We start from the raw sequence: 25354 nt of genomic DNA, 5'->3' as shown, positions 1-25354 counted from the left end.
CGGGAGAGGAATATGCTATTGGCAATTTGAGCCAAAATCAGGCAGGCTCAGGAAAATTCGGAGGCACACTCACTCATGTCCGTGACGGAAACGAAAATCCCGACCGCCACTCAATCGATTGATCACCCCATCGATGGGAATCTCACCATTCCCACCAGCTCCGGAATTCCCGATAATCCCGGCCTTTCCGGTATTCCTGATTCCGCAGGAGTTAACAACCGGCCGGACGAGGATTTCTCATTCGGAGTTGTTCCCACTTCAAGCCGACGTTCCTTTTGGGCCGTCGGCTTTGTTATGCTCGGCTTCACTTTCTTCTCCGCGTCTATGTCCGTCGGAGCGAAGCTCGGCATCGGCCTAGACCTGGGCGGCTTCGTCGCCGCGGTCTCCATCGGCGGTGCGATCCTGGCCACCTTCACCGGGGCGCTGGCCTACGTGGGCGCGAAAACCGGGATGGGCGTGGACGAACTTGCCCGCCACTCCTTCGGCCGCTTCGGTTCCTTCCTCCCCTCCTTCCTTATCGCCTTCACCCAGATGGGCTGGTTTGGCGTGGGCGTGGCCATGTTCGCCATCCCGACCGCGGAAATCCTCAATATCAGCCCCTGGCCGATTGTGCTTATCGCCGGCGGCCTCATGACCGCCTCCGCCTACTACGGCATCAAGGCCATCGAAATCGTGTCCTTCATCTCCGTGCCGCTTATCGCGGGGCTGGGCACCTACTCGATGGTGACCGCCACGGTGGACGGCGGCGGCCTCACCCGCATCTTCGCGAATACCAGCGGCATGCCGGTCATGGTGGGAGTTGGCCTGGTGGTCGGCTCGTTTATCTCGGGCGGCTCGGCCACCCCGAACTTCACCCGCTTCGCCGGCTCCGCGAAATCCGCGGTTATCACCACGGTCATCGCCTTCCTGCTGGGCAATACCCTCATGTTCTCCTTCGGCGCGGTGGGCGGGGCCTTCACCGGCAAGGACGATATTTTCTACGTCATGATCGCCCAGGGCCTGGCCATCCCCGCCCTCATCGTGCTGGGCGCGAATATTTGGACCACGAATAACAACGCCCTCTACACCACCGGCCTGGGCTTCGCGAATATGACGAAGCGCCCCAAGAAGCCGCTGGTCATCATCGCCGGCATCCTCGGCACCCTGTGCGCGCTGTGGCTCTACGACAACTTCGTGGGCTGGCTGAGCTTCCTCAACGCCACCCTGCCCCCGATTGGCACCGTGCTGGTGGCCGACTACTTCGCCAACCGCCGCGCCTACCAGGCCATCGTGGAAGCCGTGGAAACCGGGCAGATCTCCGCCGCGGACACCTCGAATACCTCGGCGACCCGCGCGGTGGCTTGGCCCGCGGTGATCGCGGTGGCGGCCGGGGCGCTGGTGGGCTGGACCATCCCGGTGGGGATTGCCTCGCTCAACGCTATCGTGGCCACGCTGGCCGTGTTCTTCGCTGGCCGCGGCGTCGTCGCAAAAATGAAGTAAGCGCCCGCGCGCCGCACTGTAACGTATCGCACGCACTCGAAAGGAGCACCCGTGAGCACCCAGGTTTTCCGGAATCTGCGCATCGAAAACGCTGAGCACCTCTCCGATATCACCGTGACCGACGGCATCATTACCGCTATCACGCCCGCCGGGCCGATTGCCGGTTCCGCGGCAAGTCCCGCCGGCGCCGGTTCGCGTGCCGCCGGTTCGCCCGCCCCCGTTTCTGGCGCCGCCGTTTCCGGTACGACGGCGCAGCCGAGCCACGCGCCGGGCGCCACCGTCCGTGACTTTGGCGGGCGCCTGGCCCTGCCGCCCATCGTGGAATCCCACGTGCACCTGGACACCACGATGACCGAAGGCGATCCGCACCCCAACGAATCGGGCACCCTCTTCGAGGGCATCGAAATTTGGTCGCAACGCAAAGCGAAGCTCACGGTGGAGGACGTCAAGGAGCGCGCCATGCGGGCGATCCGCCAGCAGGTACGTTTCGGGATCCAGTACATCCGCTCCCACGTGGATGTCAACGACCCGAATCTCACCGCGCTGCGCGCCCTACTCGAACTGCGCGAGGAGCTGCGCGACCGCGTCACCTTGCAACTGGTGGCTTTCCCGCAGGAAGGCATCGAATCCTACCCGCACGGGCGCGAACTGCTGCGCACCGCCGCCGAGCTGGGCGTGGACGCCATCGGCGCCATCCCGCATTACGAATTCACGCGCGAATACTCGGTGAGCTCGCTGAATTACGCGGTGGGACTCGCGCAGGAATTCAACCTCCTCATGGACGTGCATTGCGATGAGATCGACGACGGCGCTTCGCGCGGCCTGGAAACCCTGGCAACTCGGGCCTACGAGGCGGGTATCGGGGAGAAGGTCACGGCCTCGCATACCACGGCGATGCATTCGTATAACAATGCCTATTTCATTCGGCTGCTGCGACTGCTCAAGATGAGCGGAATCAATTTTGTATCCAATCCGATGGTCAATACCCACCTGCAGGGGCGCACGGATACCTATCCGAAGCGCCGCGGGGTGACCCGGGTCAAGGAGCTGACGGAAGCCGGGATCAACGTGTCCTTCGGGCAGGACGATATCGTCGATCCGTGGAATCCGCTGGGCACGGGCTCGCTGCGCGACGTGACGCTCATCGGGCTGTACGTAACCCAGATGATGGGGGCTTCGCAGATCGACAATTCGTATCGCTTCATCACCCATAACGGAGCGCGCACCCTCCACCTGCCCGATTACGGCATCAAGGTGGGTAATCCCGCGAACTTCATCGTGCTGGGGGCGCAGTCCTGGCGGGAGGCCCTCGCTTTCCACGCCCCGGTGCTGGCGTCCTACCGGCGCGGCGAGCTGCTTTTCGAATCGAGTGAGCCGGAGCGCGCCTGGTATTTGTAGGCGGTTGGTTGTGCGCCGCGCGCGGCGCGGGCGCGGCGGGGCGGCGGCGCGAGCCTTTTTCTCCCGGACCCTCGGCCGAGTGACAGGCCGGGGGTTCGGTGAATTTAAGCCGATGGGCAGCCTGCGAGCGACAGCCGCCGACCGTCGACTCACAAAAAGCAACCACAGCTACATTAACTTTTCCAAATCGTGCACTGGCGTTGCTTTCTGTGAGCTCTCGCGTCAAGGCGTTGCATTCTGAAAAGACTCCCTGTCGGGACGTTGCTTTTTGTGCCCATTCGGGTTGGGACGTTGCTTTTTGTTCCCATTCGGGTTGGGACGTTGCTTTCTATTTGCTACCGCGGCAGGGCGTTGCTTTTTGTGATGCCAGCGGTGACACTGATCGCTCTCAATCACGTCGGCTTACAAAGTGGTACTGGAGCTACAGCCAAGACCCGATCTTCTGTCGTGGAGTACCACTCTGTCAGGCCCACTGTTCTCCAGTACCACTTTGTCTCTGCATCGCGGGCCTGGTGGCTAGTCACCACCCGGAGCTGATCTGGCATCTGGCTGCCCGGACCCAATCCAGCGCGATACTGAAAACAAAGTGGGCGTAAGAGCACCGTTTCGGAATGATTTCGCGTCTCTTACGCCCACTACGCGAGATGCGTTGTCTAGAATGCCCACTTTGCAGCCTTGAATCTTGAATCTGACTCATTCCACTAATCCCGCGCCAGCCGGTGCGGGCGTGTTTTTCCGAGATGTACTTCGCATGTACGACATCTGCACTACAGCTCAGACAACACATACCACCCCGCCTCCCCTTGCGCCGCCTATTTTACATGTGTAAATTAGGCGGCATGAGAGAGGTACACACAGACGATCCCAACGGCGGAACGAGCGGAATGCCGAACGCAAACCAGCACAGCACCCTCGGCCCGGCCGCAATCCAACACGATAACCTCGGCCCCGCCGCAAACGATCCGCGGGCCCGACGCTCCTACGATGCGCTAGTGCACGCCGCCGGCGCGCTCATTGATAGCGGTGCGGCGATTGACGATCTCACTATCTCCTGGATCACCCGCGAAGCCGGGGTTACCCGCCCCACTTTCTACCAACATTTTTCTGGTATTAGGCAGCTGGTGAGCGCCGTCGTTCTTACACGGCTCCGCGCAATTTTCGATGCCACCCCGGTGCCGACCTCGGAAGAACCGTCGCTCGACGTGCAGCGGCAGGTGCTGCTCCCCATGCTCACCACTCTGCTGGAGCACCGCCATCTTATTGTCGCGACCCTCACCAGCTCCGCGGCCCTCGGCAGCGCAGCCCCGATTATCGCGGCGATTCGCGATCGCCTGCTCAGCGCCCCGGCCATTCGCGCCCGCGGCCGCGTCATGTTCGGCACGCCGGCACACGAAAAACGAACTTCGGGTGACGGCACGCCCGCACCTGCGCCCGCCAAATCAAGCATGCCCGCCCGTGAGAACGGCACCTATCCCCCACCCTCGAAAGCGGAGATGGACTTCGCCTCCATGGTGGCGGCCGGCCTGCTCTGGCGCGTGCTCCACTGGATGACCGAGGAACCCGCCGACCCCGAAGATCTCCCCCGCCTCGCCACCGAAGTGGGCAGTTTTACCCGCGCCGCCTATGGAGAACACTCATGAGCGAATCACGAAACACCGCCGCGCAGCCGGATACGACGACAGCGAGCGTCGCCACAGAAACCGGGCAGACCGCGCCAGCCGCGCAACCGTCCCCCGCCCGCAGCTGGCGGGAGCGCATCCGCCCCGCGATTATTATGTTCGGGCTCGCCATTATCCCGATGATCTACGCGCTGATTCTCACCGGCGCCTACGATGACCCGCTCGGCAACCTCAATGAGATCCCGGCCGCGATTGTGAACGAGGATCGCGGCACGCAGCTGAACGGCTCCGAGGTGAACCTGGGCGCGAGCATCACCACCAAGCTCCTGGAAACCGAGGAACGCCAAAATTTCCAGTGGCAGGAATACTCCGCCGCGGAGGCCCAGCAGAAACTGGCTAACGGCGATATTTACGCGGTGCTGAGCATTCCCGCGTCGTTTTCCAGCGATGCCACTTCCGTGGCGCGCGGCCCAGAAGCCGCCACCCGCGCCCGGCTCTCCTTCGTCACCGACGACGCCCTCAACTATATTGTCGGCAACGTGGGACGCGTCATCGCCTCCACCGCCACCGCGGCGGTTTCGGAGAAGGTGTCGGCCGAGTACCTCGATGGCATCTACCTCTCCTTCGGGACGCTAAGCGAGCAGCTGAGCGCCGCGGCGGGCGGGGCCGGAGAGCTAGGCGCCGGGCTGCGTGACGCGGCCGGCGGCGCGACCCAACTCGCGGAGGGCGCCGGCGAACTTGCCGAGGGTGCCGGGAGCCTCGCCAGCGGAACGGAAACGTTGGCTTCCGGTGCGGGGCGTATGAACGACGGCGCAGCTCAGCTTGCGGCCGGAGCAGGCGACGCCGCGGGCGGGGCCAGCACCCTCAGCGAAGGAGTGTCCCAGGTAGCCAGTGGGGCCAGCGCCGCGAGCCTGGCGGCCGGCCAGCTCCGAGATGGTGCGGAGCGCAGCGCCGCGGGCCTGGATACCTTGGCGGCCGCCAGCCAAGATGTGGCGGCGGGCAGCCAGAAAGTAGCGGAAGGTAATGCCGCGCTGGCGGAGGGTGCCAACCGCGCCCTTGCCGGAGCGCAGCAGCTGGGCACCGGAGCGGAGAAGCTCAGCGGCGGGCTCGGCAGCCTCAACGATGGACTGAGCACCCTCATCGCAATGTACGATGTGCTGCCGCCAGAGGTGGTCAAGTCGAAACTCGCCGAGGCCCAGGCCGGCACCGCGCAGCTTCTTGAAGGATCCACCCAGCTCCAGGGCGGAATCGCCGCCCTCGTAGGCGAGGAAAGCGGAACGGCGGGCGGATCCGGCGCGGGCACCGCCACCGGAGCGAGCGGCACGCCTAGCACAGGCGCCGAAAGCGGCGGGTTGAGCGCGCTTGCCAGCGGGGCGCAAGCCGCGAGCGCCGGCGCGGAACAGCTCAAGGACGGTGCCGCCCAGCTGGCCGCAGGTGCGCAGCGCGCCGCCGCGGGAGGCCAGCAAGCCCTCGCCGCCACCACGGAATTTGCGAGCCAGCTCGATATCCTCGCCTCCGGGAGCAACCGCGCTGCCACCGGCGCCACCGAGCTGGCGGAAGGCACCGCGCTCCTCGCTACCGGAAGCGGCGAACTGGCCGCCCGCACCCCCGACCTCGCCGCCGGAGCACGCGCCGCCCACAGCGGGGCCACCCAGGTAAGCAGCGGCGCCAGCGCCCTCGCGACCAACCAGGAGACCCTGCGCGATGGCCTGCACACCCTGCGCGAAGGCGCCGCCACCCTGGAAGTGAAACTCTCCGAAGGTGCGGAGAAAATCCCGGTCTACACCCCGAGCGAATCAGAAACGATGCAGCAGGTGGGGGCCACCCCGGTGGAATTGAGCACCACCCGCGCCCATCCCGTCGGCGATTTCGGTGCAGCAGTCGCCTGCTACTTCATCGCGCTGGCGATGTGGGTGGGCGCTATCGGCCTCTATCTCATGAAGCCACCTCTCTCGCGCCGTCTCGCAGCGGCGCGCGTATCCGGGCTGCGGCTCGGGCTCGGTTCGGTTGCTAGCGGGGCGCTCATGGGAATCGTGCAGGCGGGCCTGCTGGTCGGGATACTCCACGCCTTCGGGAATGTGGATCTCATTAACCCGGGCGCCACCCTGGCCATCTGCGTCACCTCCTCGATTGTGTATATCGCGATCAACCAGGCACTCATTGCGCTTTTCGACGCCCCGGGTCGTTTCATCGCGCTTCTCATGATCGTGATCCAGCTGGGCGCGGCCGGCGGCATCTACCCGGTGGAAACCGCGCCGGGCTTCTTCCAGGCTGTCCACCCGCTGCTGCCCGTCACCCACACGGTCAACGCCCTGCGTGCCGCGATTGCCGGTGGCCCCATCGACACCGCCACCTACGCCGGAGCGCTCGGGATATGGTTCGCCGCTTCGGTGCTGGCCACCGTCCTCGCCGCCATCATCAAAATACGGCGCGATGGCCACGCCGGCGCGTCCCGGCCCCGCGAGGCGAAAGCCGGTAGCAGCGGCGTCGTACCAAAAAATGAGGAGGCACCCGCCGCGGCGCGGTAAAGCGTGGGAGCGCCGCGGCGCGGTAAAACGCTACGGTACGGCAAAACGCGGAAGCGCGCGCCAGGCCCGCACCGCAATTTCTGAGTCCTATTTACCACGAAGTAAGGGAAGCCTAATATGGAGGTGCTCCGCGGATCGCCCGCGGGGCACCTCTCCTACTGTTCGCGGAGGAATGGGATGACGGCTCAACTCACCCACGCAGATGCCGGCACCGCCCCGAACGGCGGCGTCGCCACGCGTGTCGATACGTATAAAGAAAAACGCGCGCAAGGACAGCGCGCCCTCAAAGAACTCATGGCGCCGATTGCCCCGCGCCTGGCGCTCGGCCGCTTCGTGGCGGTGTGCTCCTCGCTCGTGGCCGTGGCGCCGTTTATTGCGCTGGTGCGCATCGGCGATATTCTGCTGCCGGCCTGGCGCGCGGGAACGCCGATAGATACCGCGGCGCTCAGCTGGAATGTGAAACTACTTGCCGGGGCTTTTTGTGCCCAGCTGCTCCTCTACTTCCTGGCACTCACCATCACGCATTTCGCGGATCTCAAACTGCGCGGGCTGCTGCAAGAGCGCATTATCGCGCAGATTTCACGCGCGCCGCTCTCGTGGTTCTCCCGGGCGCGCTCCGGACAGATCCGCAAAGCGATCCAGGCCGATACCACCACGCTGCACACCCTGGTGGCGCACGCCCCGGTGGAAACCACGGCCGCGGTAGCCACCCCGCTCGCCCTCGTTATTTTTGCTTTTACCGTGAATTGGCGCCTGGGGCTCCTCACCATCATCCCGCTGCCCTTCTATTTCGCGGCGCAGATGTTCATGATGCGCGATATGGGCGAAAAGACCGCGGAGATGGACGACCGGCTCGGCTACCTCGCCGCGCGCGGGGTGGAATTCGTGGAAGGCATCCAGGTGGTCAAAAGCTTCGGGAAAGTCGGCCACGCGCACCGCGCCTTCGCGCGCGCCGCCGATGATTTCGGGAATTTCTACTGGGACTGGTGCGGGCCGCTGCTCAAAGGCTCCGCCCTGGCGATGTCCTTCATTTCCGCGCCGGTGGTGCTGCTCGTCAATATGGGGCTCGGCTCGCTCATCCTGGCCGCCGGCGGCGCCACCCTCCCCGAGGTCATCGCCTGCTCCCTCATCGGTCTCATCGTGCCGCTCACCTTCGACACCCTCTCCACCAGCATGTGGTCCTACCAGCTGGCCGGGAATTCGGCGCTGCGCATTATCGAGGTAACGAGCGTGGAGCAGTTGCCGCAGCTCGAGGCCCCGTCCGAAACACCCGCAGCCCCCGCGGACGCGCGCACCGGGGAAACCGCGGGCGGCGTCGTACCCGAACACGTTGTTTTCGAGAACGTGAGCTACTCCTATCCGCGCGCCGGGCAAACCATCCAGGCGCTCGACGGCGTCTCCCTCACCCTGCGCCGCGGCACCGTGACCGCGCTGCTCGGCCCCTCCGGTTCGGGCAAATCCACGCTGGCGACCATGCTCGCGCGCTTCCGCGATCCGGATAGCGGGCGGGTGCTCCTCGACGGGCGCGACCTGCGCACCTTCCCCGAAAAAGACCTCTACGCGCGGGTCGCTTTCGTGCTCCAAGACGCGCAAATGCTGCGCATGTCCGTGCGCGATAACATTCGCCTCGCGCGCCCCAATGCCGACGACGACGCCATCGAGCAGGCGGCCCGCGCCGCCAATATTTGGGAAGATATCTGCGCCCTCCCCAAGGGCCTGGACACGGTGCTCGGGGAAGATACCACGATGTCCGGGGGCCAAAACCAGCGCCTAGCCATCGCGCGGGCGCTGCTGGCCGATGCCGATCTGCTTATTTTGGATGAGGCGACCGTGGCCACCGATCCCCAATGCGAGGCGGAAATCCAAAGCGCCCTCAACCGTTTGGTGGCCGGGCGCACCGTGCTCGTCATCGCGCATCACGCCGAATCGGTGCTCGGGGTGGATCAGGTGTGCATTTTGGAACAGGGGCGGATTTCCGCCCTGGGTACCCCGGACGAGGTAGCCACGCATCCCTTCTGGGTGCGGCTCATGGAAGGACGCGAAGATGCCTAACGCGAAGATGCCTAAGAACTCCCCCATCACGTACGGCGGCCACACGCACACCGGGCGTTTTTCCGACCCGCTCCTCGTGCACGCCTACGGCTCGGTCCTCACCGAGAAAGGCCACGGCTACTACCGCCGCTCAATCGTGCTGGTTATCCTCTCCGGGATGATCGAAGGGCTCGCGCTCCTCACCGTGGTACCCCTGGCGCTGACCTGGTCCACCGGCACCCCGACCCTCGGGCTCGGCGTGGGCGGCTGGATTAGCGTGCTTGCCGGACTCGCGGTGGCCGGCCTGCTCACCGCCTACGTTCAGGCGGTCATGGCCTACACCGCCGCCATGGACGTGATCCGCCACAGCCTCAGCCTGCTGGGCGACCAGCTTTCCCGCCTGCCGCTGGGCTGGTTCCGCTCGGGCTGGGCCGGCACCCTCTCGCGCCTGGTCACCGACGGCCTTATGGCCATCGGCCAGGGCATCGCCCATTTCACCACGCCGATTATCCGCAACGCCACCGCCGCGCTGGTGCTGCTGGTGGGGATGTGGATCTGGCAGTGGCAGCTGGGGCTCGCCCTCACGGTTGCGTTCCCGCTGCTGTGCGCGCTGGCCGCCGCGGCCCGGATTTTACGACGCCGCTCCGAGCTGGCCACCAGTGCCACCGAAAGCGATCTGGCCGACCGGATCGTGGAATACGCCCGGTGCCAGCCGATCCTGCGGGCCACCGGCCAGGCCGCCACGTTCGCGCCGCTCCACACCGCAGTGAACGCGAACCTCGCCGCCCAGCGCCGTTCGCTGTGGCTGGGCATCGGAGCGAATCTGCTCTCCGGGGTGGGCGCGCAGCTGCTGGTGGTCAGCCTGATCGCGCTGGCGGTGCACCTGTGCACCGGCGGGCTGCTCAACCCGGCGGCTACCCTCGCTTTCCTCGGGGTGGCGCTGCGTTTCATGCGGAATCTGGAGGATTTCACGTCCTTCGTGATGGCGACCGAGGTGGCTCGCACCCCGCTCGACTCCATGCGCGAGGTGCTCGATGCACCTGTCCCGAGCGAGCCCGCTAGCGACGTCGCCCTTCCTACGCCCGGCGAAGTTGCCCTCCGCGACGTTCGTTTCGGGTACCGCGCGGATACCCCGGTGCTGAACGGCGTGAGTTTCACGGCCCGCCCCGGCACCCTTACCGCGATTGTGGGGCCCTCCGGGGCCGGCAAATCCACCCTGTTCCGGCTCATGTGCCGGTTCTGGGACGTGGACGGCGGCAGCGTGAAGATCGGTGGCGTGGATGTCCGTGATCAAACGACGGCGCAGCTCATGGCGCAGTTGTCCATGGTGTTCCAGGATGTTTATCTATACGACGACACCCTCGAAGCGAATATTCGGGTGGGACGCGAGGGCGCCACGGACGCCGAAGTGCGGGCGGCCGCGGATATGGCCGGCGTGAGCGATATTGCCGCGCGGTTGCCGGGCGGCTGGGAGAGCCCGGTGGGTGAACGCGGCGGGATGCTATCGGGTGGGGAACGCCAGCGGGTTTCCATCGCGCGGGCCCTGCTCAAGCACGCTCCTATCGTGCTTTTCGATGAGGCCACCTCGGCCCTCGACCCGGAAAATACCGCAGCTATCCGCGCCTGCATTCAGCAGCTGCGCCAGGAGGCAACGGTGCTGGTGATTGCCCACAAGCTGGAGACGGTGCAGGGTGCGGACCAGATCGTGGTGCTCGACGCGGGCGGTACGGTACGCGAAGTGGGTACGCACGCCGAGCTGTTGGCAAACGGCGGGCTGTACCGGAAGTTCTGGGAAGATCGACGGCGCGCGGCCGGCTGGCAGCTGGGGGCTGCGGCGGATTAGTGCCGCTTCAGCGGAGTAACGCCGGCCTAGCGGACTGCTGCCGCGACAAGGTAGCGCCGTTTCGGCTAAATGCCGCCACCTCGGCGAAATAGCGCCGTTTCGACGGCGGAGTGCCGCTTCGGCGGCGGAGTGCCGCTCTTCGCGTGCATATCGCGGGCCCGCCGGTGCGTTTCAGGACGCCCGGCGGGCCCAATCCTACATTTTGCAACGTAACTGGCCTACATTTTGCAACGTAGGAAGCCTACAAAATGCAACGTAAGGACTCTACATTTTGCAACGTAAGCGGTTGTGCACGATCTCAGCGTTTTCGCCGAGACCCTGGGCGGGCACGTGCGGCATTATCGCGATTCCTACGGCCATGAAATCGATGCGGTGCTGGAATTCCCGGGAGGCGTGTGGGCGGGCATCGAAGTCAAGCTCGGGGGCGGGCAGATCACCCAGGGCGCACACAGTCTCAAAAAAGCGGTCACCCAAATTACACCCGAACGCGGCGAACCTGCTTTCCTTGCCGTCATTACCGGGACGGGAATAACAGGACCTGCGGGCGACGGCGTTATCACTTTCCCGCTCAGCGCACTGGGCCAGTAACGCCGGCCCGCTGCGCCGGCAGTAGCGCCAACCCACCACGCCGAGCCAACCCTGCGCATACTCATACCCACCCCCGGATTTTCAAGCATTTACAAGGATTTTCACGCCACATAACGGTTGACACCCCGCACTCCAGTCCATAAAGTTAGGGCCACCTAACCACTAGGTCGGGAGCCGGTTTCACGCCCCGGCCGCTAACGAAGGAGCATTGGTGAAACGCCGTGTCATGACCGTTGCCCTGAGCGCGCTCTGCGCCGGGTTACTGGCGAGCTGTTCCGCATCTTCCACCTCTACCGAATCACCTACCAGCTCGAGTAGCGCCAGCGCAGCTGCGTCGTCGGCCTCCCCCGCCACGGGCGATGCCGCAAGCGGCCCCATCACCGTGACCGATCAGCGCGGCCACCAGGTGGAAGTCACGCGCCCGGTGCAAAAAATTGCCTCCGCGGTGATCCCCGCGCCCACCATTATTGCCGCGGTGGACGGCTCCTGGGACCGCATTGTTGGTATTAATGAGTCACTGCTGGTCGCCAATAAGCAGGGCATTATTTCGAAGATTTTCCCGGCGTCGGTGACCACCCCGGTGATCGCGGATCGGCAGTTCACCCCAAATATGGAAACTATTCTGGCGCAGGATCCGGACGTATTTATTCAGTGGGGTGACCGCAGCGAGGATCTTATTACCCCGATTGAGTCGGCCGGCATTCCGGTGCTCGGGCTCAAGTACGGCACCCAGGAAAATCTGGAAACCTGGATCAAGCTTTTCGGTGAGATCCTCGGCAAGGAAGATCGCGCCGCGCAGCTTATCGACTATATGCACAGCGAACAGGAATCTATATCCAAGCAGGTCGCAGCGCTGGGCAAGCCCAAGCCGCGCGGGCTGCAGCTGAGCTACTCGGCGGAGAAAATGTCCGCGAATACGGAAAAGAGCTACGGGCAGCACGTTTTTGACGTGGCCGGAATTCAGAATATGGCCACCTCGGATGTGGTGCAGGATGGCATCGTTTCCCCGGAGCAGATCCTGGCCTGGGATCCAGAAATTATTTTCCTTTCCGCTTTCGATAAGGCCGTGCCCGACGATCTTTATAACGATCCGCGCCTGGCCGAAGTAAGTGCTATTAAGAATAAGCGCGTCTACCGCGCCCCGCTGGGCGTGTACCGCTGGCAGGTTCCCTGCGCGGAATCCCCGCTGTACTGGAATTACGTGGCGGCCCTCGCCTACCCGGGCGAATTTAAGGTCGATATGCCCGCGCTCATGCGCGAGAAGACGAAGTGGGTCTACAACTACGATCTCACCGACGAAGATATCGATCTGGTCCTGCGCACCGATATTAATGCCGGCAGCGCTAATTATGACGTTGTTCGCTAAATCCGCAGATTCAGCGACCGCGGCCGGTGCGTCCGGTGCAGCGCCGGGAACGATGAGTACGACGACGGCGGGGGCTACCGCCCCCGCACCCGCGGCCAGCGCGCCAACCACAGCCGCAAGTACCATCGCCCGGCGCCGCACCGCGGCTTTCGCGGTGCTGCTCATCACCACCATCGCGCTGCTCGGCGCGATGGTGGTGGCGATGGGCATGGGCCAGCTCTCCATTAGCGCTCCGGACGTGGTGCGCATCCTCTTCTCGAGTCCGGATGATGTAGATCGCTCCGCGCTGGTGGCCATTAACCAAATTCGGGCCCCGCGGGTCATTCTTGCCGTGGTGCTCGGTGGGTGCCTGGCTGTTTCCGGCGCGGTGCTCCAGTCCCTGTTCCGTAATCCGCTGGTCTCCCCCGATATTGTGGGGGTTTCTTCCGCGGCGGCCTTCGGTGGGGTGCTGGCGATCCTCGTGGGTACTTCGAGTTTTATTCTCATGGGATCCACCTTCGTATTCGGGCTCTCCGCGGTGGTCTGCGTGATGCTTATCGGGCGGATTCGCTCCCATTCGGCCACCCTCACCATCGTGCTGGCCGGAGTGGTCGTTTCCGCGTTCTTTAATGCCATGGTTTCCCTCATGACCTACGTGGCCGACCCGTACAGTAAACTCCCCTCGATTACTTTCTGGCTTATGGGCTCGCTAGCTGCGGCATCGTGGGCAAAAGTCACCACTATTATTATTCCCGTTATTATCGGGTTGATCGTGGTGGTGGCACTGCGCTGGCGTATTAATGTGCTCTCGCTGGGTGATGAGGATGCCCGGGCGCTCGGTATTAATCCGAGTGCGATGCGCTGGGTGTGCATTTTCGCCGTCGCCCTTCTTACCGCGGCTTCGGTGGCCGCCGCAGGCATTATTGGCTGGGTAGGCCTGGTGATTCCGCATCTGGTGCGCCTGCTGGTGGGGCACGATAATCGCGTGGTTATCCCGGAATCCTTCCTCATGGGAGGGATGTATCTCCTTATTATTGACACGATTGCGCGCAATGCGACCTCGGTGGAAATTCCGGTAGGGATTTTGACCGCCACCATCGGCGCCCCGGTATTTATTGGGCTGCTTATTCGGCGCGCGCGGAAGGGGCGGGCTCTTGCTTAAAGCAAATAATCTTGGGCATCACTATCGCGGCGGCCCGTGGCTGTTCCGCGGAGTGGAGCTGGAGGCCCGCCCCGGCGAAGTACTGACCGTGCTCGGGCCGAATGCGCGCGGGAAAACTACCCTGCTGACCTGCTTGGCCGGGGTGCGCACCCCGGTGGAAGGCACCGTCCATTCCGACGGGCCCATCGGCTACGTGCCGCAATCCCACGCGGCAAACCACCAGTTCACCGTGCATGACATGGTCCTCATGGGCCGGGCCCGCACCATGCGAGTTTTCGCCAGCCCCTCGGCTGCCGATAGCGAGGCCGCCTGGGAGGCGCTCGAACGGGTGGGCATCGCGCATTTGGGCGGGGCCACCTACGCCGAACTCTCCGGCGGGCAACGCCAGCTCACGCTCATTGCCCGCGCGCTGGTCGCCACCCCGAGCACCCTCATTTTGGACGAGCCGACATCCGCCCTGGACCTGCGCAATCAGCGCCGCGTCCTCACAATTATTCGCACGCTCGCGGCCGAGGGCCTGGCCATTATTATGACCACGCACGACCCGGCGCATGCCTTCCTCACCTCGCGCACCACCCTCGTCATGGATGCCGACGACCTCTCCATCGGCGAAACCGCGCGCCAACTCACCGAAGCACGGCTGAGCACCCTTTATCGCACTCCGATTCGGGTCCGTGATGTTCCGGTTGATCGTGGCTCGCAGTGCGTCGTCGTACCGGATTTTAGTGCGAACGACGACGCCGCCCCTTCCGCTTCCACACCACCCTCGCAAAGAAAGGACCACGATGGGTAATATCCTCACGATTATGAATTTGGTGCGCGATGCGAGCACGCCACCTGATCTTATTGATACCTACGAGCTGCCCGGCACCCAGCTGGCCGATTACCGCGGAATTGTGGTGTCGATGGGCGCCGATCAGCTTTTCTTGGAAACTCAGCGCGAGCGCCTGAGCGCGTGGGTGCGCGCGGGCGGAAAACTGCTGGCCAATGGATTGCCGATGCGGCGCTGGGTGGATGGGCTGCCGAGCCACCGAAAAATGGAATTTCACGGGCTCGATGATGTGTGGCTGAGCGCGGTGGAGCCGCATCCGATCTGGGAGGGCGTGGAACGGCGCGATATGCTGCTGCGCACCGGCGTGCCCGGCCAGCATTCTTTCGAGGAATTACGCGAGATCGGGGTGGCCGGTTTTTACGCGCGTTCTTTCCTCGCTGACCTGCCCGAAGGCGCCCGGGTGATCACGGGGATCGGCCCGGGTAAGCTGCCGGTGGACGTCAGCTACCGGCTGGGAGCAGGCGAAGTGATCGTCCATAACGGTAATGATCTCAGCGGTTTCGCTTTCCCGGGGACCTCCGCCGCCGGGCTACGCCGCGCCATCACCGAGTACCTGGAGAAGTAGCGATGAAGAAAATAGCATTTGTGCATACCGGTTCGTTTTTCCACCTCGCGACCGTCAAGGATCCGGCGGTGCGGGCACGCCCGGTCACCCCCGTGTACTGGCCGGATTATTCGGGAGATTTTTCGGAGTTCGACGCCGTCTATCTGGCGGCGCGTAATCACCCGGGTGTGGTGGCCGCGAAGCACGGCCAGGTGCTGGATTTCCTGGGGCAGGCCGGTAAAAAAGTATTTATCGATGGTATTAACCAGGTGGATAGTTGGCTGCCGGGCACGTCTGAGACTCCGCGCGGCACGAATTTCTGGTCCTGGCGTACCGGCGAGGATCTGGGGCGGCGCTCGGTGAACACTGATCACCCGCTCTGGGAGTATCTTTCCGATGAGGCCGTCCACTGGCATTATCACGGGGTGCTCGCGCCTCCGGCGGGGGCGACGGCGCTGGTGGTGCTCACGCAGGTGGAGCAGACCGGGCCGGGCGTGGATCCCTGGGGCGGCCATTATTTGGCGCTTCCCGATCACCCGAATATGCTGCTCTACCACGATAATGTGACTTTCCCGGCCGAGCTGGTGGTTTCCACGATGGACGCGACCTACCATCACGGAGCCGGCTTCATGCCGGGCGCCACCCAGTTGCTCTACCGCATGCTGGAGTGGCTCGGGGATTAGCGCTGGCGCGCAGGGCGGTGCCGCGGACTTCGGCGCGGGCTTCGGCGTGGCCGGGGCGACCCGGGCGGCCGGCGCGACCCGGGCGGCCGGTGACGCGGTGCTGCCGGCGCTGCCGGTGCCGGGGCGTGCAGCGTTGGCTGTACGCGAGCGCGGCTCTTAGTCGAGAACGCAATCGGGTGGGCGCGCGAGATTTCGCGTGCCCACCTTTTCTATCCTCGGAGAAGATCCCGGAACCTCGCACGCACGAGGTCGCTAATATTGAAGCAACCAGAGGAAACGGCGCACCCGCCCAGAAGATCGAGGAGGATCCCTTGCTGGCTTCCGAATATGCCGAACTCATTGCCAAAGATACACAGACTCACCGCGAACGATTCAACGGTGCGAAGCCTCGCGACAACGGCGGCGCTACCTCACAACAAGCTTTTGAAACATTTATGACGTATCCAGATTTCCCCAAAGCAATGGGGATTCTCTGCGCATATCTGGAATTAACAGGTGGGTATAACGGCCCCATTCAGAATCTTGCGGTAAGTGCACTTCCTAAACGAGGTGGTGCACGCATGGGATTCGTGGCATCCGCCGGAATGGAGGAACAGCTACTCACAGTATTCAATTCCGAGGGACAGCTCCAGAGTTGGAGGGTTTCCCTTCGCATTAATGGGGACATCGAAACTGAATTCGCAAAGGAACTGGAAGAGCGCCAGAACGAGGAATACTTTGAATTCGAATACGGCGAAGTTCCCTATAAGTCCGAAGCGCTTTTCTTATATAGCGAAGACTTCGAAAGCTTTGATTTCCTGCTCGATTCACCGCTGCTAAGTACTGGCGTCGTCGAACAATTCGGTTACATGCACTCGGTAATCGGGTACCGCAAGCGGCGCGCGCAATGGCATAACCCGTATCTGTGGAAATACCTCGGGAAGTGGCTCGGCAATACCCCAGTAGCTCGCTCATCTACAGAAAGACCGGAGCTTGAACAGTCGCATTATTCCGTTAACGATCCAGTAGAAGAATGGCTCAATGAGCATGGTGATGACATCGTCGAATCGGAGTTTGATGTCACTGAGATCAGCGAAAAGATCCTACGCTGGGTGCGGGAACGCCCCGCACAACAACGGTTCCGGAAAAAGCTGCTGGAAACGAGAAAGACCTGTGAGGTATGCGGAATGGACCGGCCGGAGATTCTCGAAGCCGCACATATTGTTCCCAAGCACCTGGATTCACCCGACTCCAGCGACAATGGATTGCTACTGTGCCGGAACCATCACCGCGCCTTTGATATCGGCTGGTTACAGTACGATGCTGCGACGGCAACGCTCCTATGGAGGAAAGACTGCACTCCCTTTTAAAATCCACTCGTAAAACGAGGATCTTTTCTAGCCTGGCTTGACTACCATTTCAAGCCGGGCTAGAATTTTTCCTACCACCTACAAGAAAGAAGAAAACATGAATCGCCCCGTATTCAAAGCAAGCGCCGAACGTACCGGTAAACAGTGGCACCTGGAATGCCATGCGGTCGATCATGTTTCAGAATGCCCGAAGCTCGATCAGGCTGAAGAGGTAATCCGGAGCGCTATCGCATCTCAAACTGGACTCGCGGCCGATAGTTTCGATACGTCCATCGATATCATCCTCCCCGAAGGTTTCGATATCCGAATTGCAGAAACATACCGCCTCCGCCACGAGGCGGAAGAACTCACCCGGCAGGCTGCGGCACAAACACGCAGCATTGCACTCGAGCTTAAAGAAAACGGCCTAACTCTGCGCGATATCGGCGCCATTCTCGGGGTCTCGTACCAGCGCGCCGGCCAACTAACGAAAGGATAATTTCAATGCTTCTGACTGCATACAAGCCACCTGTCTTATGCCAGAATGATGGGGCAGGAGGTCTCCCCATGAGCGTTTTTGACGTAGCCCAGTTTTTTGTTTCCCATTCAGCATCCGGAAGCTTGTCCGCGCCCAAACTGCAAAAGCTGTGCTTCTATGCTTTTGGTTGGTACGGCTATCAAACAGGCGAAGCCCTCTTCGATGATGCCTTCTACGCAATGGTGAACGGTCCCGTTGTAAGCGATCTCCTCACCGCGTCTGCTTGCAGCGCAACTGTGGATCAAAAGCTTCTCAAAGAAGTCCACGCCGCTTGGGAAGAGGAAACCAAGGAGTTCGATCTCTACACCAGCGATATTCTGAAGGCAGTCTGGGATCGGTATGGTGACATGACTCCTGAGGAACTGACCCGCGCTACACAGCAGGAGGAACCATGGATCGAGGCATGGCAGTCTCGCCCACATGGAGCAAAGCGCGCGGCACTGTCAACCTTCGAGATTATCGATTACTTCGTCACGAAAAAGAGTCCTGATTTTGCGCTGCCGGATCGCAAGATCATCTACGATCCTTTCCCCTTCGAAGAAACCCCAACGCCGGCTTCGTTTTTTGAGAAACTTCGGGATTTGGGATGTCTTTCCATCTGACTCGCCTGAACGAAGATATTTTCCTCGATTCTTTCATTACAGGAAAAGACAACGACTCGCTCGGAAGGTGGCTCCGCGACAAAGCCCGCAAACTCCAGGAAGAGGATACCTGCGTGGTGTGGGTGCTTTGCCAAGAGAACTCGAGCGAGCCGCTCGGATATTTCGCGCTTACCAGCACAAACGTCCCTACTACGAGCGTCTTGAAGCGAGATCGATATCATTTCCCTGAGAACGGCAGCCTATTGGCGGCTTACGATCACCACCCTGCTTTACTGCTAGGTAAATTCGCTCTCCACGCGGATTATGCAGGAAAAAGCTCGCTGGGCCCCTTGCTCATGGCACACGTATTTTCCAAGGCTGCAGCGGTAAGCGAGATCATCGGTGTACGTTATATCATCCTGCAAACACAGGTAAAATCCGTCGCCAATTACTACCAGCGCGAGTATGGTTTCACCTCACTCCACAGCAGCCAGGCTTCCACCTTCCCGATGTACAAGACAATTAGTGCTGCACGCGAAGCCATCACTCATTTCTTACCCTAGGGAAAGCGACCGAAGCCGATTACCCGTCTCCTTCACTGCTCTTGCTCGCAAAGAATCTGTTTTGCAACCTTCTGGGCACGGCGTGCACCGGCAAATACGCAGGCGAGCAGCACCACCATGCTGAGGATGATGATCGCAGCGAGCACCCCATCGGAAACCGGGAGGAATACCGCGAAACCGCTGAGGACCAGGCATGCTGTGGCGGCGGCGGTCCACGGCCAGGCTGCGGCGTGCGCTTCCTGCCACGTTTCCTGGTTCGTCATGATGATTTCGGTGCGGTACCCGATGAGTTCGTTAAGCTTGAGGGTCTTTTTGCGCGAGGCGTAGGCAAGCCAGCCACTAACCAGCGCAGAGCCCCACAAGGTCACCACTATGACTACCGCGATCTGCCAGGTCATTAGCCTCTCCCATCTGCCAGCTTCGTTGCTGGTGGTGATCTTCTCGGTGAACGGTGTTTTTCCAGGTGCCAGTTTACTGAGTGGTAGCGTCGTCGTACCAGTACCCACATCAAATTAGTGCCAGATAGAACCTGTCGGCAATTCCGCCAGGTTGACTCCCCTGGGCACGCTGCGCTGCCAAAAACGTCCAAGTTCAGCGTGCCATGAGCTGCGAAAAATCGATCACTTGGTCCGCCCACGCGATTGTGGAGGGGCGATGAGCAACCATGAGCACAGTACGGCCCGTGGCGAGGCGTCGTATTGCTTCGCCGATGACGGCCTCGGTGATGCTGTCCAGCGCGGAGGTGATTTCGTCGAGAAGGAGGATCGGGCTGTCCTTGAGGAAAGCTCGGGCGATGGCAACGCGTTGTTTCTCCCCACCGGAAAGCGCATTACCGCCCGGGCCCACCTGGGTGTCCAGGCCGGCGGGTAGCCGCTCGATAACCGGATCCAGTCCGGCCTGGCTTACCGCGGCGAGGATTTCTTCCTCCGTGGCATCCGGCTTGGCCAGCGTTAGGTTTTCCCGGATGGATCCGCTGAAGAGGTAGACATCCTGGAACACCATTGCGATGTGGCGCATGGGTTGGCATGCGCGAATATCGCGCCCGCCGAGCGTGATGGTTCCGCTCTGTGGCTGCCAAAAACCGGCGACCAGTGCCAGTGCGGTGGTTTTCCCTACCCCGGAGGGGCCAACCAAAGCGGTCACTTTACCTGCCGGGGCTTTCAAGTTGAGATCACGCAGCACGGGGTAGCGCGGATCGTAGCCGAAGGTCACCCCGGAAAATTCGATGGTGCTATCCGCGAGCGCGCCAGAATCCGCGTTCGCGGGCTCGGCGACAGTCGAGATATCGGGCTGTTCCTCTGCGGCCGCGATAATTTCGCGCACCCGCTTGAGGGCTTGCATGGAATCCGTGAGCGCAGTGGAATATAAGACTGATTGCGAGAGCGGCAGATTAATACGGGTGAGAACGACGGCGATGGCCAAGAAGCTCAGGAAGTCCAGGCCGCCACCAACCACCAGGGCTCCGCCCCAGCCCAGGCATACGGCGAAAGCCAGCTCGACCAGCAGGAGGAACGCGGAGGCCGGGCAGCTTTGGCTGCGCAGCGTCCGCAGGATTCCGGTGGACTCGGCCGCGAGCGCCTCATCCAGGGGCGGCCATTGGGTTTGCCCGCTGCCGCGCAGGACTTGCTGGAGTTTCGCGAATTCTATAATCCGCCCGGCTACCCGGCGTGAGAGCTGGGCTTCGCTGGCTTGGGCTTCGCGCACCGCCCTGTGCATCCATCCCCAGATAAACCATAATCCGATACTGGCCGCCGCGAGGACCACCCCGAGGCGCCACTCGACCACCGTGACCACCACGGCCATAACGAAGGGAACCACCACCCCTGAGATCACCGCGGGGAAGACCAGGGAAGCCAGGTGGGAGAGGGTGTTAACGTCTTTCGACGTGGCATTTATGACCGCGGTGCGGCGGGACGGTGTAAACCACCCGACCGGGAGGCGCACTACCGCCGCGCCGATTTTCTTCATGAGCTCGTCGCAGATCGCGTACACGCTCACCCGGTAGGACCAGCTCATCGTGACCACGTAGAGGAAAAATGTGATGGCGCCGCTGATGCATATCGCAATGAGCCAGGAGGATAGCTGTCCATCGGCCGGCGCGCCGCCGACCGCGCCTACGCCGGCACCGCCGCCATCTACAATGCCATCGGAAACTCCGGCACCGCCGCCAGCGCCGCCTTCGGTGAGCAGTGCCCGGAGGAACCCGATGAGCATCGCTAAGGTGATGCCCTGGGCCACCGCGGCCGCAGTGTAGGCCCCTATCAAGATTTTTATTTGGCGCACGTGTAGTACGGTGCGCATCGCCGTGAGCATTTTCAGCATGGGATTCCCTGCTCTTTCAGCATGTCGCGGTACAGACCCGCGGTGTCCGCGAGTTCTTCGTGGCGGCCGGATTGTACGATACGCCCGTCCGCAATCACCAGAATCTGGTCGGCTTGCGCGAGTCCGCTTAGCCGGTGGGCAATCATCAAAGTAGAGCTATGCCCACGCCGCGCCGCGATGACCTGGTGCAGAGCCTGTGCGGTATGAGTATCTTGGTGTGCGCTCGCTTCATCCAGAATAAGGAGCGGCGGATCCGCCAGCAGTGTACGGGCGATACTCAGACGCTGCGCTTCACCGCCGGAAAGCACAGCGGCCTCCCCCAGGATCGTGTCATACCCGGCCGGGAGCGCCTCAATACGCTCAGCGATATGCGCGCGGGCCACCGCTTCCTGTATCTGTGCATCGGTAGCCTCCCGGTTGCCGAGCAGAAGGTTGTCCCGCACGCTCACCGAGGCTAGGGACACATCTTGAAATACTGTGCCCACTTGGCTGTAAAGCCCCGCACGGCTGTATTCGCGCAGGTCGTGCCCACCGAGGGTAATGCAGCCACTTCCCGGATCCCAAAAACGTGCCGCGAGCGCACCGATGGTCGTTTTCCCCGCTCCAGAGGGTCCGACCACCGCGGTTAGGGTTCCGGGCGGGAGGGTGAAACTAATATCGTGCAGGACCGGGCGGCCCGGCGCATATCCGAAGGACACATTCTGAAAGCGCAGTTCCGGGGCGGAAGCCGACGGGGTGGCCGAATCTGTAACGGCCGCATCCTTAGTGGCCGCATCCTTAGTGGCCGAATCCGTAGCGCGCACTGCCGGAGCAGGAACCTGGTAATCCCCTACTTCCTGAGGTTTTTCTGCCAGCAGCGCTGCTGTATCTTCCCCGGCCCGCAGCGAGCCTTGCAGGTTCTGGGTGAGCGTCATAAGTTGCCCCAAGCCCGCGGGCAACCCGAGCCAAATGGTGAAGAACGCCAGGCTGCTCGCGGGCGTGATCCAGCCGTTCCACACGAACCAGCAGATGAGCGGGGCGCTCCACGCGAGGATCACGCCCGGCTGGCTCAATGCGGATACCACTGCGATTCCTTTACCAGCCCCGGCCAGCCAGCGGAAGGAGGCGTCGGAATTTTCTTCCCGCGCCGTGGTGAAGCGCCCGCCGACTCCGGTGGCGGGGAGTTGGTAGTTTTTGATTTCTTTTATGCCATCAACAAGCTCCACGGTCGCTTCCGCGAGTTTCCGTTGGGCGACGTCGTAATCTTTAACCGCTTGATCCCCGCCACGGAAAGCAATCCCCATGGCCAGACCAACGGCAACAATAAAGACTCCGCCCAGGAGGAGCGCGAGCCGCCAGTCGAGCACGCACAGGTAAATGCCGCCCACTAGCGGCGCCACAAGCGCGCTGGCGAGTTCGGCGCTAGCATGGGCAACCAGGGTATGGATGGCGCTGGTGTCATCAACCACGATTTTGCGGATTTCACCAGGGCCCAGCCGCCGCACCCGCCCCAAAGGCAGAGCGCCTAAGTGAGTGACGATACGACGGCGCAGCCGATGCCGCAGCCCTGCTTCGCTGATATGGGTGATACCAACTGCCCAGTTGTAACAGATGTGGTGTACCAGCAAGCCCACCAGGGTGAGCCCTAACCACCACCAGATACGTGCCGTGCCGCGGCCGCCGAGCCAGTCATCAGCCAGGCCAACTAATGCGATATACGGAATGACCGAAGCGCCGGATCCGATGCCGGCAATAATGAAGGAGACGAGCATTGATGTGCGCACGGGTGCGACCAACTGCCAGGTACTCGCTTCGCGGGTGCGCGCTGTGTTATTCCCTTGATGGTGAGACATGGGATCTTCTTTCTACCCGAGCGCATGCGTGCCGGAAGGCACCGGATCTTCCAGGAGGCTCTGCCATCCAGCTTCCCGGAAGCTTTGGAGTAAGCCCAGGTATTTTTTGGCGTTCTCACGGTTGAGGCCTTGCCTGAGGGCACCGAAAAAGCCGTACCAGCCGGTTTCGCACATGACCTGCGCAAAGGCCGGCCATACTGCATCTTCCGGGCCGAGCTCGATATATAGGCGGGCTTCGTATTCGGCTAGGTCAGCTACGAAGCTCTGATAAGGAGTTCCGGCGGATCCCCACAGAACTAGCTGAAATACGGTGAGGTGGTCATATACGTAATCGATCATCCACTCCGTGATACTGCTACCGATATCTTCACCGGCACTGCTACCGCCCTGCCGCGGTTCTTCCGAGCGCGACTTTTCGCCGAGTGTCTTTTCCGTGAGGGCCAGACCGCGCATAATTCCTTCGCGGTGCCGCTGGCGTAATTCCTGGCAATAGGGCTCCACAAGGGCCGCAAACAAGGCTTGTTTATTATCAAAGTGGGTGTAGAGGGCACCGGTGGTGACATTGGCTTCTTTGGCAATCACGCGCAAGCTGGCCGCTTCATAGCCGTGCTCGGAAAAATTCCGCAAAGCCGCGGCAAGAATCCGTTCCTGCGTTGAGCTATTTCCACGTGCCACCATCGCAACCCCACCTCACATAACACTGTTATGCGATAAGGATAGCCCGGCAGAGACAGGGCGGCAAGGGCTATTTCGGAGTATCGGAATCGGCGCTACCGTAACTGGTAACTTGAACCATTATCTTGGTCGGTAACTTAGACGCTATCTTGGTCGGTATCTTGGTCGGTCGACCGACCAAGTACATCGACTTCGGCTAAAGAATCACGGATTACCTCCAGCATGAGCTCCACAAAGCTTGAGCTTTCGCCTTCTTTACCCGATACCGCGAAAGCTCGGTAATAATCCTGCTGGCGTGACCAGATGAATTCTTCCACGGGAAGGCAGAAGAAGAGCTCCTTCCATTGCCCAAGAAGCAGGCAATGCCAGAGCCGGCCCGTGCGCCCGTTGCCGTCAGCGAAAGGGTGGATGAATTCAAATTCGTAATGGAAGACCGCGCTTTTAATAAGCGGGTGCAAGTTCGACTCTTGGTACCACCTGAGCAAATCTGAAATATGCTGCGGGACCAGATCCGCCGGAGGTGCCGCGTGCACAACCACATTCCCCGCAAAGACGCCCACACCGCCAGAGCGGAATCGTCCATTCTCCGGCACCAGCCCTCTCATCATGGTTCCGTGCGCGCGCAGCACATTCCGCGCCGACATCGGATCAAGTTCGGGGAGCAGGTCATATGCGCGGCCGGCGTTGTGCACCTCGAGAACCTCAGCAGTCCCCTCAACGGCGTGGTCGCCACCAAGAATGGCCCGAACGGTCTCCAGCGGCAAGGCATTCCCCTCAACGGCGAGGGTGGCGTGGATTGCGCGAATGCGGTTCTCACGCTGCCCAAGCTCTCCCAAAGAATCCAGCCAGAATTTCCCGTCGCCACCCGGGCGTTCCAGTTTTTCAACAAGATTGCAGGCCTGGCCGACCAGTGCGTCGCAGACAGGTGTTATGCGCAGTGGTGGTTCGTAACCGCTCATCTCCCGATGCTATCCAAGCGTCATGCGCGCCACCCATCCACACGCCGAGCAAGTGCATAGCAGGACCACGCACAGCACACGCAAAGGGGCCGCCCCTGATAATTCAGGAGCGGCCCCTTTGCGTTAGCCACGCGACTGCTTCCGTCACCCATTGGCAACTTCCACAGCCGCGCGGCTGGTGAGTAGCTTTTCAGCTACCTCAGCAACATTGCGTTACTTCTTGCGGCGGCGAATTGCCACACTACCCGCACCGGCGGCCAGCAGAGCGAAGACAGCCAGCGATGCCACGTCGGCACCGGTCGCGGTCAGGCCCTTGGCCTTCTTGACCTTCTTGGTCTTCGGTGCAGCCTTACCCGGGTCGTTCGGGTTCAACGGGTCGGTGCCGTTCTTAATCTCGTCACCATCGTTGATACCGTCACCATCGGTATCGGCCTTATTCGGGTTAGTCGGCTTGCCACCATTCTTCACGCCCGTCACCTCATCACCATCAGTGAGACCATCACC

The 25354-nt window shown here is 62.1% G+C and carries 22 protein-coding genes; 16 read left to right on the top strand and 6 right to left on the bottom strand.

Going from position 1 to position 25354, the window contains the following annotated elements:
• Positions 1 to 75 precede the first annotated feature (75 nt).
• The 16 genes from codB to ACRQEC_RS09250 all read left to right on the top strand — a co-directional run bounded on the left by codB (position 76) and on the right by ACRQEC_RS09250 (position 19062).
• Entirely contained in the window at positions 76 to 1479 is a 1404-nt protein-coding gene (gene codB, locus ACRQEC_RS09325; RefSeq protein ID WP_284890106.1) for a cytosine permease, read from the top strand.
• A gap of 51 nt (positions 1480 to 1530) precedes the next feature.
• Positions 1531 to 2877, top strand: coding sequence for a cytosine deaminase (codA, locus tag ACRQEC_RS09320; protein ID WP_284890107.1), 1347 nt, complete (start codon positions 1531 to 1533; stop codon positions 2875 to 2877).
• Between the two features lie 839 nt (positions 2878 to 3716).
• Complete coding sequence (locus tag ACRQEC_RS09315) at positions 3717 to 4517, top strand: TetR/AcrR family transcriptional regulator (protein ID WP_284890108.1); 801 nt, start codon at positions 3717 to 3719, stop codon at positions 4515 to 4517.
• Positions 4514 to 7024, top strand: coding sequence for a YhgE/Pip domain-containing protein (locus tag ACRQEC_RS09310; RefSeq protein ID WP_284890109.1), 2511 nt, complete (start codon positions 4514 to 4516; stop codon positions 7022 to 7024). The genes ACRQEC_RS09315 and ACRQEC_RS09310 overlap by 4 nt, the downstream gene beginning before the upstream one ends.
• A 177-nt stretch (positions 7025 to 7201) precedes the next feature.
• A complete protein-coding gene (locus ACRQEC_RS09305) occupies positions 7202 to 9076 on the top strand; it encodes an ABC transporter ATP-binding protein (protein ID WP_284890110.1) in 1875 nt (624 codons plus the stop codon).
• The gene (locus ACRQEC_RS09300) at positions 9069 to 10898 is read left to right on the top strand and encodes an ABC transporter ATP-binding protein (protein ID WP_284890111.1); all 1830 of its coding nucleotides are present in this window, start codon (positions 9069 to 9071) and stop codon (positions 10896 to 10898) included. The genes ACRQEC_RS09305 and ACRQEC_RS09300 overlap by 8 nt, the downstream gene beginning before the upstream one ends.
• Positions 10899 to 11186: 288 nt before the next feature.
• Complete coding sequence (locus ACRQEC_RS09295) at positions 11187 to 11486, top strand: DUF4143 domain-containing protein (RefSeq protein WP_284890112.1); 300 nt, start codon at positions 11187 to 11189, stop codon at positions 11484 to 11486.
• 211 nt (positions 11487 to 11697) lie between these two features.
• The gene (locus ACRQEC_RS09290) at positions 11698 to 12852 is read left to right on the top strand and encodes an ABC transporter substrate-binding protein (protein WP_284890113.1); all 1155 of its coding nucleotides are present in this window, start codon (positions 11698 to 11700) and stop codon (positions 12850 to 12852) included.
• Positions 12853 to 12904: 52 nt separating this feature from the next.
• The gene (locus ACRQEC_RS09285) at positions 12905 to 13993 is read left to right on the top strand and encodes a FecCD family ABC transporter permease (protein ID WP_284890114.1); all 1089 of its coding nucleotides are present in this window, start codon (positions 12905 to 12907) and stop codon (positions 13991 to 13993) included.
• Complete coding sequence (locus ACRQEC_RS09280; protein WP_284890115.1) at positions 13986 to 14786, top strand: ABC transporter ATP-binding protein; 801 nt, start codon at positions 13986 to 13988, stop codon at positions 14784 to 14786. The genes ACRQEC_RS09285 and ACRQEC_RS09280 overlap by 8 nt, the downstream gene beginning before the upstream one ends.
• Complete coding sequence (locus ACRQEC_RS09275) at positions 14779 to 15390, top strand: hypothetical protein (RefSeq protein WP_284890116.1); 612 nt, start codon at positions 14779 to 14781, stop codon at positions 15388 to 15390. Before ACRQEC_RS09280 ends, ACRQEC_RS09275 begins: the two co-directional genes overlap by 8 nt.
• Before the next feature lie 2 nt (positions 15391 to 15392).
• Positions 15393 to 16052 (top strand): hypothetical protein, encoded by a 660-nt coding sequence (locus tag ACRQEC_RS09270; RefSeq protein ID WP_284890117.1) that lies wholly within the window; start codon positions 15393 to 15395, stop codon positions 16050 to 16052.
• A gap of 311 nt (positions 16053 to 16363) precedes the next feature.
• Positions 16364 to 17401 carry an HNH endonuclease gene (locus tag ACRQEC_RS09265; RefSeq protein WP_284890118.1) on the top strand — a complete coding sequence of 346 codons (1038 nt, stop codon included), beginning with the start codon at positions 16364 to 16366 and terminating at the stop codon, positions 17399 to 17401.
• Positions 17402 to 17438: 37 nt separating this feature from the next.
• Positions 17439 to 17879 (top strand): hypothetical protein, encoded by a 441-nt coding sequence (locus tag ACRQEC_RS09260; RefSeq protein ID WP_284890119.1) that lies wholly within the window; start codon positions 17439 to 17441, stop codon positions 17877 to 17879.
• 68 nt (positions 17880 to 17947) lie between these two features.
• Positions 17948 to 18520, top strand: coding sequence for a Panacea domain-containing protein (locus ACRQEC_RS09255; protein ID WP_284890120.1), 573 nt, complete (start codon positions 17948 to 17950; stop codon positions 18518 to 18520).
• Positions 18505 to 19062 (top strand): hypothetical protein, encoded by a 558-nt coding sequence (locus tag ACRQEC_RS09250; protein WP_284890122.1) that lies wholly within the window; start codon positions 18505 to 18507, stop codon positions 19060 to 19062. Before ACRQEC_RS09255 ends, ACRQEC_RS09250 begins: the two co-directional genes overlap by 16 nt.
• 32 nt (positions 19063 to 19094) lie before the next feature.
• On the opposite strand, the gene ACRQEC_RS09245 is transcribed toward ACRQEC_RS09250, so the two are convergent.
• From ACRQEC_RS09245 to ACRQEC_RS09220, 6 genes are all read right to left on the bottom strand, one after another.
• A complete protein-coding gene (locus tag ACRQEC_RS09245; RefSeq protein WP_284890123.1) occupies positions 19095 to 19460 on the bottom strand; it encodes an SdpI family protein in 366 nt (121 codons plus the stop codon).
• 193 nt (positions 19461 to 19653) lie between these two features.
• Positions 19654 to 21384: an ABC transporter ATP-binding protein gene (locus ACRQEC_RS09240; protein ID WP_284890124.1), complete on the bottom strand. Its 1731-nt coding sequence runs from the start codon at positions 21382 to 21384 to the stop codon at positions 19654 to 19656.
• Entirely contained in the window at positions 21378 to 23216 is a 1839-nt protein-coding gene (locus tag ACRQEC_RS09235; protein ID WP_284890125.1) for an ABC transporter ATP-binding protein, read from the bottom strand. The genes ACRQEC_RS09240 and ACRQEC_RS09235 overlap by 7 nt, the downstream gene beginning before the upstream one ends.
• A 12-nt stretch (positions 23217 to 23228) precedes the next feature.
• The gene (locus ACRQEC_RS09230) at positions 23229 to 23894 is read right to left on the bottom strand and encodes a TetR family transcriptional regulator (RefSeq protein ID WP_284890126.1); all 666 of its coding nucleotides are present in this window, start codon (positions 23892 to 23894) and stop codon (positions 23229 to 23231) included.
• 134 nt (positions 23895 to 24028) lie between these two features.
• Positions 24029 to 24850 (bottom strand): Fic family protein, encoded by an 822-nt coding sequence (locus ACRQEC_RS09225; RefSeq protein ID WP_284890127.1) that lies wholly within the window; start codon positions 24848 to 24850, stop codon positions 24029 to 24031.
• A 213-nt stretch (positions 24851 to 25063) separates the two neighbouring features.
• A partial coding sequence (locus ACRQEC_RS09220; protein WP_435729936.1) for a hypothetical protein occupies positions 25064 to 25354 on the bottom strand: 291 nt, incomplete at its 5' end.

It is taken from the genome of Actinotignum saccati (assembly GCF_051265055.1).
In the GTDB taxonomy this organism is placed as follows: Bacteria; Actinomycetota; Actinomycetes; order Actinomycetales; family Actinomycetaceae; genus Actinotignum.
This window is presented reverse-complemented; position numbering and strand designations above follow the sequence as displayed.